Source organism: Actinoplanes regularis (assembly GCF_900188005.1).
GTDB classification, from domain to species: domain Bacteria; phylum Actinomycetota; class Actinomycetes; order Mycobacteriales; family Micromonosporaceae; genus Actinoplanes; species Actinoplanes regularis.
Genome location: NZ_FZNR01000023.1, coordinates 18,118 through 31,948, shown reverse-complemented (window position 1 = coordinate 31,948; position 13,831 = coordinate 18,118). Strand labels below are relative to the sequence as shown.

11 protein-coding genes are annotated in these 13,831 nt (G+C 69.7%); 5 read left to right on the top strand and 6 right to left on the bottom strand.

Annotated elements, in window-relative coordinates; all coding sequences use genetic code 11:
• The first annotated feature begins 47 nt into the window (after positions 1–47).
• Positions 48–710 carry a GOLPH3/VPS74 family protein gene (locus CHC09_RS37090; RefSeq protein ID WP_089297952.1) on the top strand — a complete coding sequence of 221 codons (663 nt, stop codon included), beginning with the start codon at positions 48–50 and terminating at the stop codon, positions 708–710.
• Between the two features lie 87 nt (positions 711–797).
• Here the strand turns inward: CHC09_RS37090 and CHC09_RS37085 are convergent, their stop codons facing one another.
• Together CHC09_RS37085 and CHC09_RS37080 are read right to left on the bottom strand one after the other, a co-directional pair.
• A complete protein-coding gene (locus CHC09_RS37085) occupies positions 798–2,933 on the bottom strand; it encodes a (Fe-S)-binding protein (RefSeq protein ID WP_089297951.1) in 2,136 nt (711 codons plus the stop codon).
• A 181-nt stretch (positions 2,934–3,114) separates the two neighbouring features.
• Positions 3,115–3,378 carry a cell division protein CrgA gene (locus CHC09_RS37080; protein ID WP_089297950.1) on the bottom strand — a complete coding sequence of 88 codons (264 nt, stop codon included), beginning with the start codon at positions 3,376–3,378 and terminating at the stop codon, positions 3,115–3,117.
• A gap of 205 nt (positions 3,379–3,583) precedes the next feature.
• Between CHC09_RS37080 and CHC09_RS37075 the strand changes: the two genes are divergently transcribed.
• From CHC09_RS37075 to CHC09_RS37045, 4 genes are all read left to right on the top strand, one after another.
• A complete protein-coding gene (locus tag CHC09_RS37075) occupies positions 3,584–4,363 on the top strand; it encodes a DUF881 domain-containing protein (RefSeq protein WP_089298029.1) in 780 nt (259 codons plus the stop codon).
• Between the two features lie 92 nt (positions 4,364–4,455).
• A complete protein-coding gene (locus tag CHC09_RS48605; RefSeq protein ID WP_275407972.1) occupies positions 4,456–6,774 on the top strand; it encodes a class E sortase in 2,319 nt (772 codons plus the stop codon).
• Between the two features lie 3 nt (positions 6,775–6,777).
• Positions 6,778–7,074 carry a hypothetical protein gene (locus CHC09_RS37050; RefSeq protein WP_089297947.1) on the top strand — a complete coding sequence of 99 codons (297 nt, stop codon included), beginning with the start codon at positions 6,778–6,780 and terminating at the stop codon, positions 7,072–7,074.
• Between the two features lies 1 nt (position 7,075).
• On the top strand, positions 7,076–7,726 hold the full coding sequence (locus CHC09_RS37045) for an aminodeoxychorismate/anthranilate synthase component II (RefSeq protein ID WP_089297946.1): 651 nt from the start codon (positions 7,076–7,078) through the stop codon (positions 7,724–7,726).
• Between the two features lie 80 nt (positions 7,727–7,806).
• Here CHC09_RS37045 and pknB read toward each other — a convergent pair whose 3' ends face one another.
• From pknB to CHC09_RS37025, 4 genes are read right to left on the bottom strand one after another with little or no spacing between them, the layout of a single operon-like run.
• Positions 7,807–9,588, bottom strand: a complete 1,782-nt coding sequence (pknB, locus tag CHC09_RS37040) for a Stk1 family PASTA domain-containing Ser/Thr kinase (protein WP_089297945.1) — start codon at positions 9,586–9,588, stop codon at positions 7,807–7,809.
• Complete coding sequence (locus CHC09_RS37035; RefSeq protein ID WP_089297944.1) at positions 9,585–10,913, bottom strand: serine/threonine-protein kinase; 1,329 nt, start codon at positions 10,911–10,913, stop codon at positions 9,585–9,587. Before CHC09_RS37035 ends, pknB begins: the two co-directional genes overlap by 4 nt.
• A 1-nt stretch (position 10,914) precedes the next feature.
• On the bottom strand, positions 10,915–12,417 hold the full coding sequence (locus CHC09_RS37030; protein ID WP_089297943.1) for a peptidoglycan D,D-transpeptidase FtsI family protein: 1,503 nt from the start codon (positions 12,415–12,417) through the stop codon (positions 10,915–10,917).
• Positions 12,414–13,805 carry an FtsW/RodA/SpoVE family cell cycle protein gene (locus CHC09_RS37025; protein WP_239138877.1) on the bottom strand — a complete coding sequence of 464 codons (1,392 nt, stop codon included), beginning with the start codon at positions 13,803–13,805 and terminating at the stop codon, positions 12,414–12,416. The genes CHC09_RS37030 and CHC09_RS37025 overlap by 4 nt, the downstream gene beginning before the upstream one ends.
• Positions 13,806–13,831: the final 26 nt, after the last annotated feature.

Sequence of the window (13,831 nt, the reverse complement as noted above, 5' to 3'; positions counted from 1 at the left end):
CGTCCGGTACCAACCGTGGTGGTGACAAGCACCATTACCGTCGCGATATGAACCTCCTCGAAGAGTTCACGCTTCTCGCCCACGACCGACTCGGTCGGCGCGTCATCGACAACACGCGTGTGGATCATGGGCTGGGCGGCGCGCTGCTGCTGGAGCTGGTGCTGTCGGAGCGGATCGACGTGCTGGACCGGCGAGTGGTGGCCCGTGGCACCGGCCCGATCGGCGATCCTCTGCTGGACGAGGCGCTGAACCGGATCGCCGCCGACCGGCGGGCCCGCAAGCCGGTGGACTGGGTGAAGAGATTCACCAAGGGCACCCAGCGCCGAGTCGTCGAGCGGCTGGCCGCCGACGGCGTGCTGCGGATCGAGCGGAGCACGGTTCTCGGCATCTTCCCGCGTACGAGGTATCCCGCGGCCTTCGGAACCGAGCCGATGGCCCGGACCGAGGCGCAGGAGCGGCTTCGCGCGGCGATTCTGGGAGCCGGGCCGGTCATGCCGCGTACCGCCGCGCTCTGTGCCCTGGTCTCCGCTACCGAGCTGGACAAGAAGATCTTCGGCGACATCGACCGGAAGCTGGTCCGGAGGCGGCTCAAGGAGATCGACCAGGGCGACTGGGCCGCGGCCGCCGTCCGGAAGGCGATCCAGGACGTCCAAGCGGCGATCATGGCGGGCGCCGTCGCCGCGAGCACGGCGGCTGTGATCAGCTCCTGAACGGAAACGGCCGGCCCCGGAGGGGGCCGGCCGTTTCACGTGAATCGTGAACGCGAATCTCGAACGCGAGTCGTCCGCGTCGAGCCGTCAGACGTCCTGCTTGAGCGAGCGCAGCAGCACCGTGGCGACGTCGACGACCTCGACCTCCTCCTGCTTGCCCTTGCCGGTCACCCCGTCGCCGATCATCGTGTAGCAGAACGGGCAGCCCACCGCGATCGTCTTCGCACCGGTGGCCAGGGCCTCCTCGGTGCGCTCCACGTTGATCCGCTTGCCGATCCGCTCCTCCATCCACATCCGGGCGCCACCGGCACCGCAGCAGAAGGAACGTTCCTGGTTACGCGGCATCTCCACGACGTTGGCGGCCTCACCCAGGACCTCGCGAGGCGCGTCGAAGACCCGGTTGTGCCGGCCCAGGTAGCAGGGGTCGTGGTAGGTCACGTCGCCCTCGATCGGCTGGACCGGGGTGAGCTTGCCCTCCTTGACCAGGTGGGCGAGCAGCTGGGTGTGGTGCACGACCTCGACCTTGAGGCCGAGCTGCTCGTACTCGTTGCCCAGCGTGTTGAAGCAGTGCGGGCAGGTCGCCACGATCTTCTTCACGTTGGCTTCCTGCAGCGTCTCCACGTTCTGCTGGGCCAGCATCTGGAAGATGAACTCGTTGCCGATCCGCCGCGCGGGGTCACCGGTGCAGGTCTCGCCCTCGCCCAGGATCGCGTAGTTGACGCCGGCCTCGTGCAGCAGCGTGGCCACCGCGCGGGTGGTCTTCTTGGCCCGGTCCTCGAACGCGCCGGCACAGCCGACCCAGAACAGGTACTCGAAGTCCTCGGTCTCGCCGACCCGCGGCACCTCGAAGTCCAGACCCTTGGTCCAGTCCTCACGGGTGTTCTGCGGGGCGCCCCACGGGTTGCCCTTGTTCTCCAGGTTGCGGAGCATGACGCCGGCCTCGGACGGGAACGACGACTCGATCAGCACCTGGTAACGCCGCATGTCGACGATGTGGTCGATGTGCTCGATGTCGACCGGGCACTGCTCGACGCAGGCGCCACAGGTGGTGCAGGACCAGAGCACGTCCGGGTCGATGACGCCGTTCTCGTCGACGCCGCCGATCAGCGGCCGGTTGCCCTCGGCGAGCGCGAGGACGTCCATGTGCGCGAGCTGGGCCTCGGTGGCCTTCTCCTCACCGGTCAGGTCCTTGCCACCACCGGCCAGCAGGTACGGCGCCTTGGCGTACGCGTGGTCACGCAGCGAGAGGACCAGCAGCTTCGGCGAGAGCGGCTTGGCGGTGTTCCACGCCGGGCACTGCGACTGGCAGCGGCCACACTCGGTGCAGGTGGAGAAGTCGAGCAGGCCCTTCCAGGTGAACTGCTCGACCTGGGCGACGCCGAACAGGTCCTTCTCCGGGTCGGCCTCTTCGAAGTCGAGCGGCTTGCCCTCGCTCATCATCGGCTTCAGCGCGCCGAGGCCGGAACCGGCCGGCTTCTCCGGGCTGCGCTTGAAGTAGATGTTGAAGAACGCCAGGAAGCGGTGCCAGGCCACACCCATCGTCGGGTTCAGCGAGATGGTGATCAGCCAGCCCATCGAGATGAGCAGCTTGACCAGCGCGACCCAGGTGGGGCCGTCCTCCCAGGCCGGCAGCGCGTTGCCGATGGCGTGCGACAGCGGGGCGGCCCAGACCGGGTACGGGAAGGCGTCGTTGGCGACCTTGAGGCCGCGGATCAGGAACCCGCAGACCAGCACGCCGACGATGATCGCCTCGACGAAGTACGCCTGCCACATCGTGGAGCCCAGGAACCGGCTGCGCTTCACAGCGCCCGGCTTCTGCCGCTGGCGCACGAAGATCAGGTAGAGGATGCCGATCGTGCCGAGGATCCCGAACCACTCGGTGACGAACCCGAAGATCGCCCAGTGGCCGATGATCGGCAGCTCACCCTCCGCGTCGACCGTCTCGAAGTACGCCTCGAGCACGAGCGACGACAGGATGATGAAGGAGAACATCACGAACCAGTGGGCCGCGCCGATGGCGGACCATTTGAGCATCCGGGTGTGCCCGACCGACTCCTTGAGCAGGGTCTTGGTCCGGGTGCCCTTGTCGGCGAACCGTTCCGGGGCCGGCTGGCCCGATCGGATCACCTTGGTGATCGTGAGTACGGCGCGCACCGCAAGAGCGACGGCCACCACCGTGACCGCCCCCGCTAAGACGGTGGCGATGATCTGCGCGATGCCCATCTGCGTTGTGCCTCCTCGGTCGGCTGGGGCCAGCCTATGTTACCCATGAGTAATAGGCCGGTGCGGGCCGCAGGTCAAGGACTTGCGGTCCCTCAGCCGAAAGCGCACCCCACGCCGAGCGGGGGTGCGCCTGGTTTAGATGAATTTCATGCGTGTCCACCTCAGATGGACACCGGTTGCATCAGCGCCAGCGCGAGAGAATACCCAGCGAGGCCACCATGCAGCCGAATCCGACCGCCAGGTTCCAGTACTGCCAGCTCTCCACCGGCCACTGTTGCGAGGACAGGTAGTAGACGACCAGCCAGGCGATCCCCACCACGATCAGGATCACCGCGGTGGCGGGCAGCCAGACCGGACTCGGCTTCTTCGAGTCCGCAGCAGCCGCCGGGCGGATGTCGGACGGCGGAGTGTAGACCTTCTTCTTGCGAACCTGCGACTTGGGCACGGTGCTCTCCTGTGGGCAACAAGTGGTGAACAACCACCGGTGAGCGGCTCCGGGGACTCCGAATGCTGCCCGTGGCGAATACTGTTCGCCAGCTAGCGTAATCAAGACGACGCGCACACAGGCACCCGCCGGGGCGAGAAAAATACCTGGCGCGGTTGAAGGAGGAGGCTGGGTGGCTCTTCGAGGTGGACGCGGCGCGGCCTTCCTGCGGCTCGGGGCGCGGCGTGCGACCCGTGGCCTCCGGCCGCGCCGTGACGGCAAGCAGACCATCTGGTCCGTCGGGGTCCCGCTGATCGCGCTGGCCGCGGGCCTGCTCTTCACCACATCCGCGACAACCGCCGACGGAACGTCACTGCGCGATGACCGACGGCCACAGCTGGCTCAGTTGATCTCGGACAAGCAGCGGCGTCTGGCCGCCGGCGAAAAACGTGAGGCGGCGCTCCGGGCCGAGGTCGATCAGGAGGCGGCCCGCCTGGCCGAGGTGGACGCCCCGGTCAAGACCGCGCGTGAGCGCGCCGACGCGGTCCGTGCGCCGGCCGGGTTCACCGCCCTGCACGGGCCCGGCCTCACGGTCACCCTGAACGACTCACCCCGGCGCGGTTCCGACTTCGGCGACAACGCCCCCGACAACGACGATCTCGTCGTTCATCAAGGCGATGTCCAGGCCGTCGTGAACGCCATGTGGGCTGGTGGGGCCGAGGCAATGACGATCATGGGCGTCCGCGTGATCAGCACCAGCGCGGTACGCTGTGTCGGCAACACGCTGCTCCTTCATGGCCAAGTTTTCTCTCCACCATTCAAGATCACAGCAATCGGCGAACCCATAGCGATGCATCGTGCGTTGGAGTCCGCAGAAGGAGTCAAGCAGTTCCGAGAGGCCGTCACCGACTTCGGTCTCGGTTACGCGGAGAAAATGGAAAAGGACGTGACAGTGCGGGCGTACGACGGGTCGACCGACCTCCGATCCGCGCAGGCGGCCCAGTGACCAGCACGCCGGCGGAGTTTCCGGGAACCACAGCAGGCCGGGGACGGCACCGAGCGCCAGACGCCGAGGCCCAGACCGCCTACATCCCGAGGATGAGCGACGCGTCACCGGACGGCGTGCCCGGTGGGCCACTGACGCCGCCGGTGGGCCTGGGGACGAACGTGAGCCCGAGCCCGGCCGGTTCGCCACGTGCCGCGCGGATACCCGGCATCGGCACGAACCGCCCCGGTGAATCCGACACCCCGAACTCACCGGTGCCCGGCGCGGCCCAGCCCACCTCGGCCGCCGGCCCGGACACCGGCGTGGCTCAGCCCGGCGCCGTGGCCGCCCGGCCGGACACCGGCACGGGGGCGACCACGGGCTCGCCGAACGCGGACACGGCCATCCTCCAGGTCGACGAGGCCGCCCAGCGGCGGATCCAGACCGCGCAGGCCGAAGTGGGTCTCGACGAGGTGACCGCGGCCGCTGCCGCCGCGCGCCGCCGGGCGGCGATGCCACCGGACACCCCGCCCGCCTCACCGAGCTTCGTCGCCGCCGCGAACAGCGAGCCGCGAGCCGCGAATCCGATTCCGGTACGACCGGAAGCCGGCCCGGGGGTCGCCGACACCCAGCAGATTCCCAGCGTCGGTACGGCGTTCCCGGCCACGGTGCCCGCCGCCCCGCCGACCGCCGCTCCGCCCGTCTCCCCGGCCGCCCAAGCCACTCCGTCCGGCGGCCCGAGCTGGAACAACGAACCCACCCGCCCGCAGAGCCCGGCCCCGGCCCCGGCCCCGGCCGCCTGGACCCCGGAATCCGCCCGGCCCGCCACACCGGCCCCGGCCGCCTGGACCCCGGAGTCCTCCGGGCCCGGCTCACCGGCGCCGGCCACCTGGACGGCGGAGTCCGCCCAGCCCGCCAGCCCGGCCACGACCGGCTGGCCCACCGGACCGGCGACGGGCGCGTGGAACGCGGCCGGCGCCGCGACGACCGCCGGTTGGAACGCGGAACCGACGCGCCAGACCGCTCCGGTCTCCGGCCGCCACGACGTGGAGCCCTCCGCGCCGAGCGGTGGCACCCCCTGGGGCCCGGAGACGACCGGCCGCAGCGAGACACCCGGCGCCTGGGCGCCGAACGGCAACATCAACGGTGCTGTGACCGCCCCGGAAAGCCCCTGGAACGCCGCGCAGGCGACGCAACCGGCCGCCCCGGCCACCTGGGCACCCTCCGGTGGCACACCGGGCCCGGAGGCCGCCTCAACCGGTCTGGCGAGAGCCGGCGGCCCGCCGACGGTCCCGAGCAGCCCGGTGGCGGCCCCGAGCAGCCCGGTGGCACCGCGCGTGCCGACCATGGGAACGGCGAACACCCGCTGGATGAGCAACGAGCCCGCGGAGACCGGCCTGAGCCCGTCCAGCCTCAACTCGGACTCGTCCGTCACCCGGATCATTCGTACGATCGACGCCCCCACCGGCGTCCTCCCCGCTCTCACGCAGGGCGCACCGCTGCCCGGCAAGCTGACCGCCCTGCCGCCCGGCGGGGCGGCCCAGGCGGCACGCGACGCCGCCGGACCGGAGGCCGCGCTCGGCGCCGCCTCGGTCGAGGCCAACCCGGCCACACCCGGTGAGCCCGCCGACGAGCCGGAGCAGCCCGCCGAGCCGCCCAAGCGCGGCGAGAAGGTGGTCAAGCTCCGCCCGGAACAGACCGACGAGGGCTACAAGAGCGTCTACTCGGAGCTGACCCGCCCGACCACCGCTTCCCGGATCCGCAGCGGTGTCCGCGGCGCCGGCGAGCTGCTGATCACCTTCGGTCTGATCGTGCTGCTCTTCGCCGGTTACGAGGTCTTCGGCAACTCGGCCGCGGTCCAGAACAAGCAGGACAGCCTGGACGACCAGCTGGCCCAGTCCTGGGCCGATCCGGCCGTCTCACCCAGCGCGACCACGGTCAAGGGCCCGGCCGCCCCCGGCGAGAACCTGGTGGGCCGCCTCTACATCCCGAAGCTGGACAAGGAGTGGGTGGTCGTCAACGGTGTCCGCAAGCAGGACATCGAGTTCGCACCGGGCCACTATCCGGAGACCGCCCTGCCCGGCCAGGTCGGCAACTTCTCGGTGGCCGGCCACCGGATCAAGAAGATCTTCTGGCGGATCGACGAGTTGAAGCCCGGTGACGTGATCGGCGTCGAGACCCGGGACAACTGGTACATCTACCACGTCTACGGTCAGCAGGTCGTACGGCCGAACCAGGTCGAGGTGGTCGCCGCCGTGCCGAACGAGCCGGACGCCACCCCGACGAAGAAGCTGCTCACGCTGACCACCTGCAACCCGAAGTTCAACAACTACCAGCGGCTGATCGTGCACGCGGAACTGGTCAAGACGGTGCCGCGGGATCAGACCAAGCCGGACGCCGGCAAGCCGGCCGAGATGAAGACGAAGGCTTAACGGATGTACGCCTGGATCTGGCGCAAGCTCCCGGGACCTCTCTGGAGCAGGCTGACTATGTCGGTCGTGCTGCTCGCCGCGGTCGGCTCGCTGCTGTGGTACGTGGTGTTCCCGTGGGCGACGCCGCTGCTGCCCTTCGACGACGTGCAGGTCGGCGACACTTCGCAGATCGACCCGAACTCGGTGACCCCGGACGGCGCGGGCGCGTCGCCCGACCCGGACGCCTCGGCGCCCGACGCGATCCCCTACAGCACGACCTCCAACCAACCCCACCCAGGAGACCTCGCCGATGGCGACTGACGTGCGCATTCTCGTCATCGACAACTACGACTCGTTCGTCTTCAACCTGGTTCAGTACCTGGGCCAGCTCGGCGCCGAGTGCGAGGTGCGGCGCAACGACGAGATCAGCGTCGCCGAGGTGGGCGACCTCGGTGCGGACGGCATCCTGCTGTCGCCCGGTCCGGGTGAGCCGACCCGCGCCGGGATCATGCTGGACGTGATCCGGGCGTACGGCGGAAAGCTCCCGCTCTTCGGTGTCTGCCTGGGTCATCAGGCGATCGGTGCCGCCTTCGGCGCGACGGTGACCCGGGCGCCGGAGTTGCTGCACGGCAAGACGTCGGCGGTGCACCACAGGGGTGAGGGTGTCCTGGCCGGCCTGCCGGACCCGTTCACCGCAACCCGTTACCACTCACTCGCCGTGCTGCCCGAGACGCTGCCGGACGAGATCGAGGTGACCGGCTGGACCGAGTCCGGGGTGGTGATGGCGATGCGGCACCGCACGCTGCCGATCGAGGGTGTGCAGTTCCACCCCGAGTCGGTACTCACCGAGGGCGGTCACACCATGCTGGCGAACTGGCTGGCCACCTGCGGCCTGGAGTCGGCGCTGGAGAAGGCCCCGCCGCTGGCCGCCGAGGTGGAGGCCCGCCGCCGCTCTGCCTTCGCCACCGTCTGACCACCGCTTCGCCCGCACTACCGCGAATACGCCGAGAGCCGGCAGCCCACCCGGGCTGCCGGCTCTCGCTTCGCTGCTACCTACTCGTCGAACCCGGTGCCGCCACCGGTGCCGGAGGTATCCGTCGGGCCGGGCGAGGTGGAGTCACTCGGGTTGGGCGTCGCTTCCTCGCTGACCACGGTGATCTGCACCTGGGTGCCGGACTCGACCTTCGAGTTCGCCTTCTTGCTCTGCGCGATGACCTTGCCCGGTTCGCCACCGCTGTCCACGTTGATCACGTCGACGTTCAGGCCGGCGTTCTGGAGCAACACGGTGGCGGCCTCCTCGGACCTGCCCACCACGTTCGGCACGAGCACGAGGTTGTTGTTGGAGATCTGAACAGTGATCTCGGTGCCCGGCTCGACCTGCTCGCCCTCCTTGTCCACGCTGATGACCTGGCCCTTGGGCAACGTGCTGTTGACCGACTTGAAGACCGGAAGCAGCTTCTTGTCCTTCAGCGCCGCCTCGGCGGCCGCCCGGGTGCCACCGACGAGGTTGGTCGGCACGGTCACCTTGTCCGGCGCGTTGCAGATCGTGTAGGTGACCTGGGTGTCGACCGGAACCGTGGTACCCGGGGTCGGGGTCTGGTTCTTCACCTCGCCCTTGCAGTCGTTCTCCTCCACCGGCTGGTTCGGCGCGATGTTGGTGAACCCGAGCTGGGTCAGCTTATCCTGCGCCTTCGGCTCGGTGAGGCCCGTCAGGTCGGGCATCGCCACCTTGGCGGGTGGCTGCTGCTGATTCCCGGGGTTGTTCTTGTTCATCGCCAGCGCGACCCCGAGCACGATCACGACCAGCACGCCCAGGCCGGCCACCGTGGCCCACACCCAGGACTGCCGGTTGTCCGGCGGCCGACCGCCCGCGTAGCCGGCCGGGATCGGCCGCTGCATCGTGGTGGCCGACTGCGGCTGCCACTGACGCGGGCCGTTGTTCATCGCGACGGTCTCGGCCTGGTTCATCACCGGGGTGGCCATCACCGGACGGCCGGAGACCGCGCGCAGCGCGTCGGCACGCATCTCCTGAGCGCTCTGGTACCGGTTCAGCGGGTTCTTCGCGAGCGCCTTCAGGACGATCGCGTCGAGGTCCGGCGGGATCTCGCGGCTGATCGAGCTCGGCGCCCGCGGGTCCTCCCGGACGTGCTGGTAGGCCACGCTCACCGGGCTGTCGCCGACGAACGGCGGATGCCCGATCAGCAGCTCGAAGAGGACGCAGCCGGCCGCGTACACATCGGAGCGGGCGTCCACGGCCTCGCCGCGCGCCTGCTCGGGGGAGAGGTACTGAGCCGTGCCGATCACCGCGCTGGTCTGGGTCATCGTGGTGGCACCGCTGGCCAGGGCCCGCGCGATACCGAAGTCCATGACCTTGACCTGGCCGTTCTGCGTGATCATCACGTTGCCGGGCTTGATGTCCCGGTGGATGATCCCGTGCCGGTGGCTGAACTCCAGCGCGGCGCAGATGTCGGCGATGATCTCCAGAGCGCGGCGCGGCTGCAGCCGCTGCTCCTGGGCCAGGACCTCTTTGAGGGTCTGCCCGTTGACGAACTCCATGACGATGAACGGAAGCTTCTCACCGGTGGCCGAGATCTCCTCGCCGGTGTCATACACCGCCACGATGGCCGGGTGATTCAGTGCGGCCGAATTCTGCGCCTCGCGCCGGAACCGCTCCTGGAAGGTGGCGTCACGGGCCAGGTCAGTACGCAACATCTTGATCGCCACGTCACGGCCGAGGCGGAGGTCGCGTCCCCGGTGCACCTCTGCCATGCCGCCGTAGCCGAGCAGCTCGCCGACCTGGTATCTGCCACCGAGCAGTCGGGCCTGCGCCGTCATAGCGTCTGTCGTCCTTCGTTCGGTCGGATCGAGCCGAGCTGGGCATCGGCCTTCGTAAGACGGTACGACGCCGCCGACACCGGGTCGGTGGCCACGTCCATGCGGAGAATAGCCGTCGAGCTGCTGCGATAACCCAGCGCGTTTTCGGCGGCGGCGGCGCTGTTGCCATGTCGATACAGGAACGAGATAACCCCGGCACAGAGCAGAACCAGAAGTGCCAGGACCACGGCGAGCACGATCAGCACCTGCCGGCCGAAGGCACCCTCCGGTTTGGTCATCGGCACCTGCTGCGGATACCCACTCATCGGCGGCCCTGATTGCGGGCGGTAGTGCGGCGGCGCCGGCGGCGGCACCGGTGACGAGGGCGCCGGCGGCGCGGACGGCACCGAGGCCGCGCCCCGGGCACCCGAGGTCGGCCGGGGCACCGCGGCCCGGGCCTGCTGCGACGGGGCTGGGCTGATCGGCGTGGCCCGGACCGGTGGGGTCGTCTGCGGGTGCACCGTGGTGGTCAGCGAGGCCGCAGCCTGCCGGGCCACCGCCGCCATCGCCGCGGCGCTCGGCCAGCGCGCGGCCGGGTCCTTGGCGAGCGCACGCTCGACGATGGCGCGGACCGCGGGTGGGATGTCGCCGGGCAGCGGGCGGGGAGTCTCCCGTACGTGCTTCATGGCGATCTCGATCGGGGTCGCGCCGTCGAACGGCCGGTGCCCGGAGAGGCACTGGTAGGCGACGACGCCGAGGGCGTACACGTCGGAAGCCGGAGTGGCCACGTCCCCGGCCGCCTGCTCGGGCGAGATGTACGAGGCCGTGCCGAGCACCGCGCCGGCCACGGTCAACTGCCCGACCAGGGCGGACCGGGCGATGCCGAAATCGGTCAGGACCAGCGTGCCGTTCGGCCGGACCAGCAGGTTGCCGGGCTTCACGTCGCGGTGCACGATGCCGTTGCCGTGAGCGGCCTGCAGCGCGTCGGCGGCCTGGGCGACCAGCGCCATGGTCCGGGCCGGGGTGAGCCGGCCGACCCGGCTCAGCGTGCGGGACAGCGCGTCGCCCTCGACGTACTCCATCACCAGGAAGGCGAGTTGCTGGTCGCTGCCGTAGTCGTAGACGTCGACCACGCCCGGGTGGTTGAGGGTCGCCATGGTGCGCGCCTCACCGCGGAACCGCTCGGCGAAGCCGGGCTCGTCCAGCAGCGCCGGCAGCAAAATCTTGACGGCGACCGTCCGGCCCAGCACGTCGTCCGTGCCGCGCCACACGTCACCCATACCGCCGCCGGCGATCCGCTCCTCCAAGCGGTAGCGCCCACCGAGCGTGACCCCCGGGCGGATCATGTCAGTTCCCTCCCCCGCCGGCCGCGGCCTTCATGATCAACCCGGCGATCCGGGCTGCTTCGGCGCTCGCGTGACCACCGCGGACGTTCTCCAGCATGACGCAGACCGCGGAGACCGGTTCGCCCTTGTCGTTGAAGGCGAACCCGATGAACCAGCCGTGCGGGTCCTTGCCCTCGGCGTTCTGCGCGGTGCCGGTCTTGCCACCGACGGTGTAGCCGTCGATTCTCGCCTTCTTGCCGGTGCCGTTCTCGACGACACTGACCATCATTTCCTTGAGCTTCGAGGCGACCTCGCCGTTGACCGGGTCGCTCCGCTTCTTCGGCGAGGCGGTGTAGATCGTCCGGCGGTCCGGGCTCAGCAGCTTCTGCACCAGGTAGGGCCGCATCTGCTCGCCGCCGTTGGCCACCGTGGCCGCGATCAGCGCGCCCTGCAACGGCGTCATCCGCACGTCCCGCTGGCCGATCGAGGACTGGGCCAGCGCCGCCTTGTCGGTGCTGCCGTCCGGGTTGGCGATGTCGCCGGTGCGGCTCGCCGCCACCTTCAGGCCGTCGCCGCTCTCCAGGTCGCCGACCTTGAGGGTGTCGTCCTCGAAGCCGAACGCCTTGGCGGCGCCCTTCACCTTGTCCGCGCCGAGCTTCACGCCGAGCTTGGCGAAGCCGGTGTTGCAGCTCTCGGTCAGCGCCTCCTTGAGGGAGATCTCGCTGCCCGGACAGACCTCGTCCTCGGCGTTGCGGATGGTCGCGCCACCCTCCTGGTAGACGCTGCCGGCCGGGATCTCGGTGTCGACGTCGTAACCGTTCTGCAGGGCCGCCGCCGAGACGACCACCTTGAAGGTCGAGCCGGGCGGCAGGGTCTGCGCCAGCGCCCGGTTCAGCATCGGCTGACTCGGGTCGGCGTTCAGCTCCTGATATGCCTTGGCGGCCGCGGCCTTGTCGTGCGTGACCAGCTTGTTCGGGTCGTAGCTGGGCATCGACACCAGCGCCTGGATCGCTCCGGTACGCGGGTCGATCGCCACCGCCGCGCCCTTGGTCGCACCGCGCTCGTTGTCGGTCATCTGCTTCCAGGCGACCTCTTGCGCCTTGGACTTCAGCGACAGGATCACGTTGCCGCCACCGGTCTCCTCACCGGTGAACATGTCGGCGAGCCGATCCGCGAAGAGCTTGTCGCTCTCGCCCGAGAGGAAGTCGTTCTCGGTCTCCTCGATACCGGTGGCGCCGAGGCTGACCGGCTTGTAACCGAGGACCGGCGCGTAGATCTCCCTCTTCGGGTACTGACGCAGGTACTTAAGGGTGTCGTCGGTCTCGGCGTTCTTGGCGAGCGCGACGCCGTTGTCGGCCTCGATCACGCCACGGGGACGCTTGTACTCGGCCACGGTCACTCGCGGGTTCCGGGAGGCCGTGCGGTAGTCGTCGGCCTTGTACGCCTGAACCCAGTTCAGGTTCGCGAAGATCAGACCGAACAGCACCAGGACGACCACGCCGGCGCGGCGGAGAGGGGCGTTCACGGCTTGATCACCTCCGTCATGGCGCCGTGCAGTTGGGTGGGGGCTTTCTTGGGTCCGGGCCGATCCGGCCCGGCTCCGCTCGCGGCCGGTCCGCGCGCCGCGTTGGAGATCCGCAAAAGCATCGCCACCAACAGCCAGTTCGCCATCAGCGAGGAACCACCGGCGGAGAGGAACGGGGTGGTCTGACCGGTCAGCGGGATCAGGCCGGTGATACCGCCGAGGATCACGAAGACCTGGAGGCCGAGCGTGAAGGCCAGACCACCGGCGACCAGCTTGCCGAACGAGTCCCGGACCGCCAGCGCCGCCCGCAGACCGCGCTCGACGATCAGCAGATACATCACCAGCAGCGCGGAGAGGCCGAAGAGGCCGATCTCCTCACCCAGCCCGGCGAAGATGAAGTCGGTACGCACCTCGGGGATGAAGCCGGGCGAGCCACCGCCGGGGCCGGAGCCGAACAGACCGCCGGTGCCGAGCCCGAACAGGCCCTGGACCAGCTGGTAGCTGCCGCCGACCCGCTCGTAGTTGGCGGTGGCGAACGGGTCCAGCCAGACCTGCGCCCGGTCGTAGAAGTTCGCGAACGGACCGCCGACCGCCTCGCCCAGCAGGTACGCCACGTAGACGCCGCCGAAGAAGAGCAGCAGGCCGATGATCAGCCAGCTGGACCGCTCCGTGGCCACGTAGAGGGTGACCACGAACAGGCCGAAGTACATCAGCGCGGTACCCAGGTCCTTCTCGAAGACCAGGACCAGGAGGCTGAGCAGCCAGACAGTGACCACCGGGCCCAGGTCCCGGCCGCGCGGGAAGTCCAGCCCGAGGAAGCGGTGGCTGGCCAGCGAGAGCACCTCGCGCTTGCGGACCAGGTAATACGCGAAGAACGAGACCAGCGCCAGCTTGGCGAACTCACCGGGCTGGATCGAGAACGAGCCGAACTTGATCCACAGCTTGGCGCCGTTCACCTCGGAGAGGCTGCCGGGCAGCACCGCCGGGATCATCACCAGCACGATGCCGACCAGGCCCAGCGTGTACGCGTACCGGGAGACCGCCTTGTGATCGCGGACCACCAGCAGCAGCACCGCGGCCAGGATCAGCGCGCCCAGCGTCCAGGCCAGTTGCCGCCCGCCGGTGCCGGCGAAGACGCCTGGAGCCGGCTCCTTGTTCGCGATCGCGCGGGCGATGTCCAGGCGGCGCAGGAACGCCACCCCGATCCCGTTGATCAGCGCGACCGCCGGGATCAGCACCGGATCCGCGTACGGCGCGGTCATCCGCACCACCGCGTGCAGGCCCAGGAAGAGGATGCTCAGCAGCACCGGCGGCACCCAGAACGTGCCCGAGACGGTGCCGAACTGGTTCGCCTCGACGGTCCAGGCGAACATCGCCACCAGGGCCATGGCGAAGGCCAGCAGGCCCAGTTCGG

What these genes read in the sequence shown, in the direction of transcription:
- CHC09_RS37090 (WP_089297952.1), top strand. Translation starts at nt 48, where the DNA reads ATGAACCTCCTCGAAGAGTTCACGCTTCTCGCCCACGACCGACTCGGT.
- CHC09_RS37085 (WP_089297951.1), bottom strand. Translation starts at nt 2,933, where the DNA reads ATGGGCATCGCGCAGATCATCGCCACCGTCTTAGCGGGGGCGGTCACG.
- CHC09_RS48605 (WP_275407972.1), top strand. Translation starts at nt 4,456, where the DNA reads ATGAGCGACGCGTCACCGGACGGCGTGCCCGGTGGGCCACTGACGCCG.
- CHC09_RS37050 (WP_089297947.1), top strand. Translation starts at nt 6,778, where the DNA reads ATGTACGCCTGGATCTGGCGCAAGCTCCCGGGACCTCTCTGGAGCAGG.
- pknB (WP_089297945.1), bottom strand. Translation starts at nt 9,588, where the DNA reads ATGACGGCGCAGGCCCGACTGCTCGGTGGCAGATACCAGGTCGGCGAG.
- CHC09_RS37035 (WP_089297944.1), bottom strand. Translation starts at nt 10,913, where the DNA reads ATGATCCGCCCGGGGGTCACGCTCGGTGGGCGCTACCGCTTGGAGGAG.
- CHC09_RS37025 (WP_239138877.1), bottom strand. Translation starts at nt 13,805, where the DNA reads ATGGCCCTGGTGGCGATGTTCGCCTGGACCGTCGAGGCGAACCAGTTC.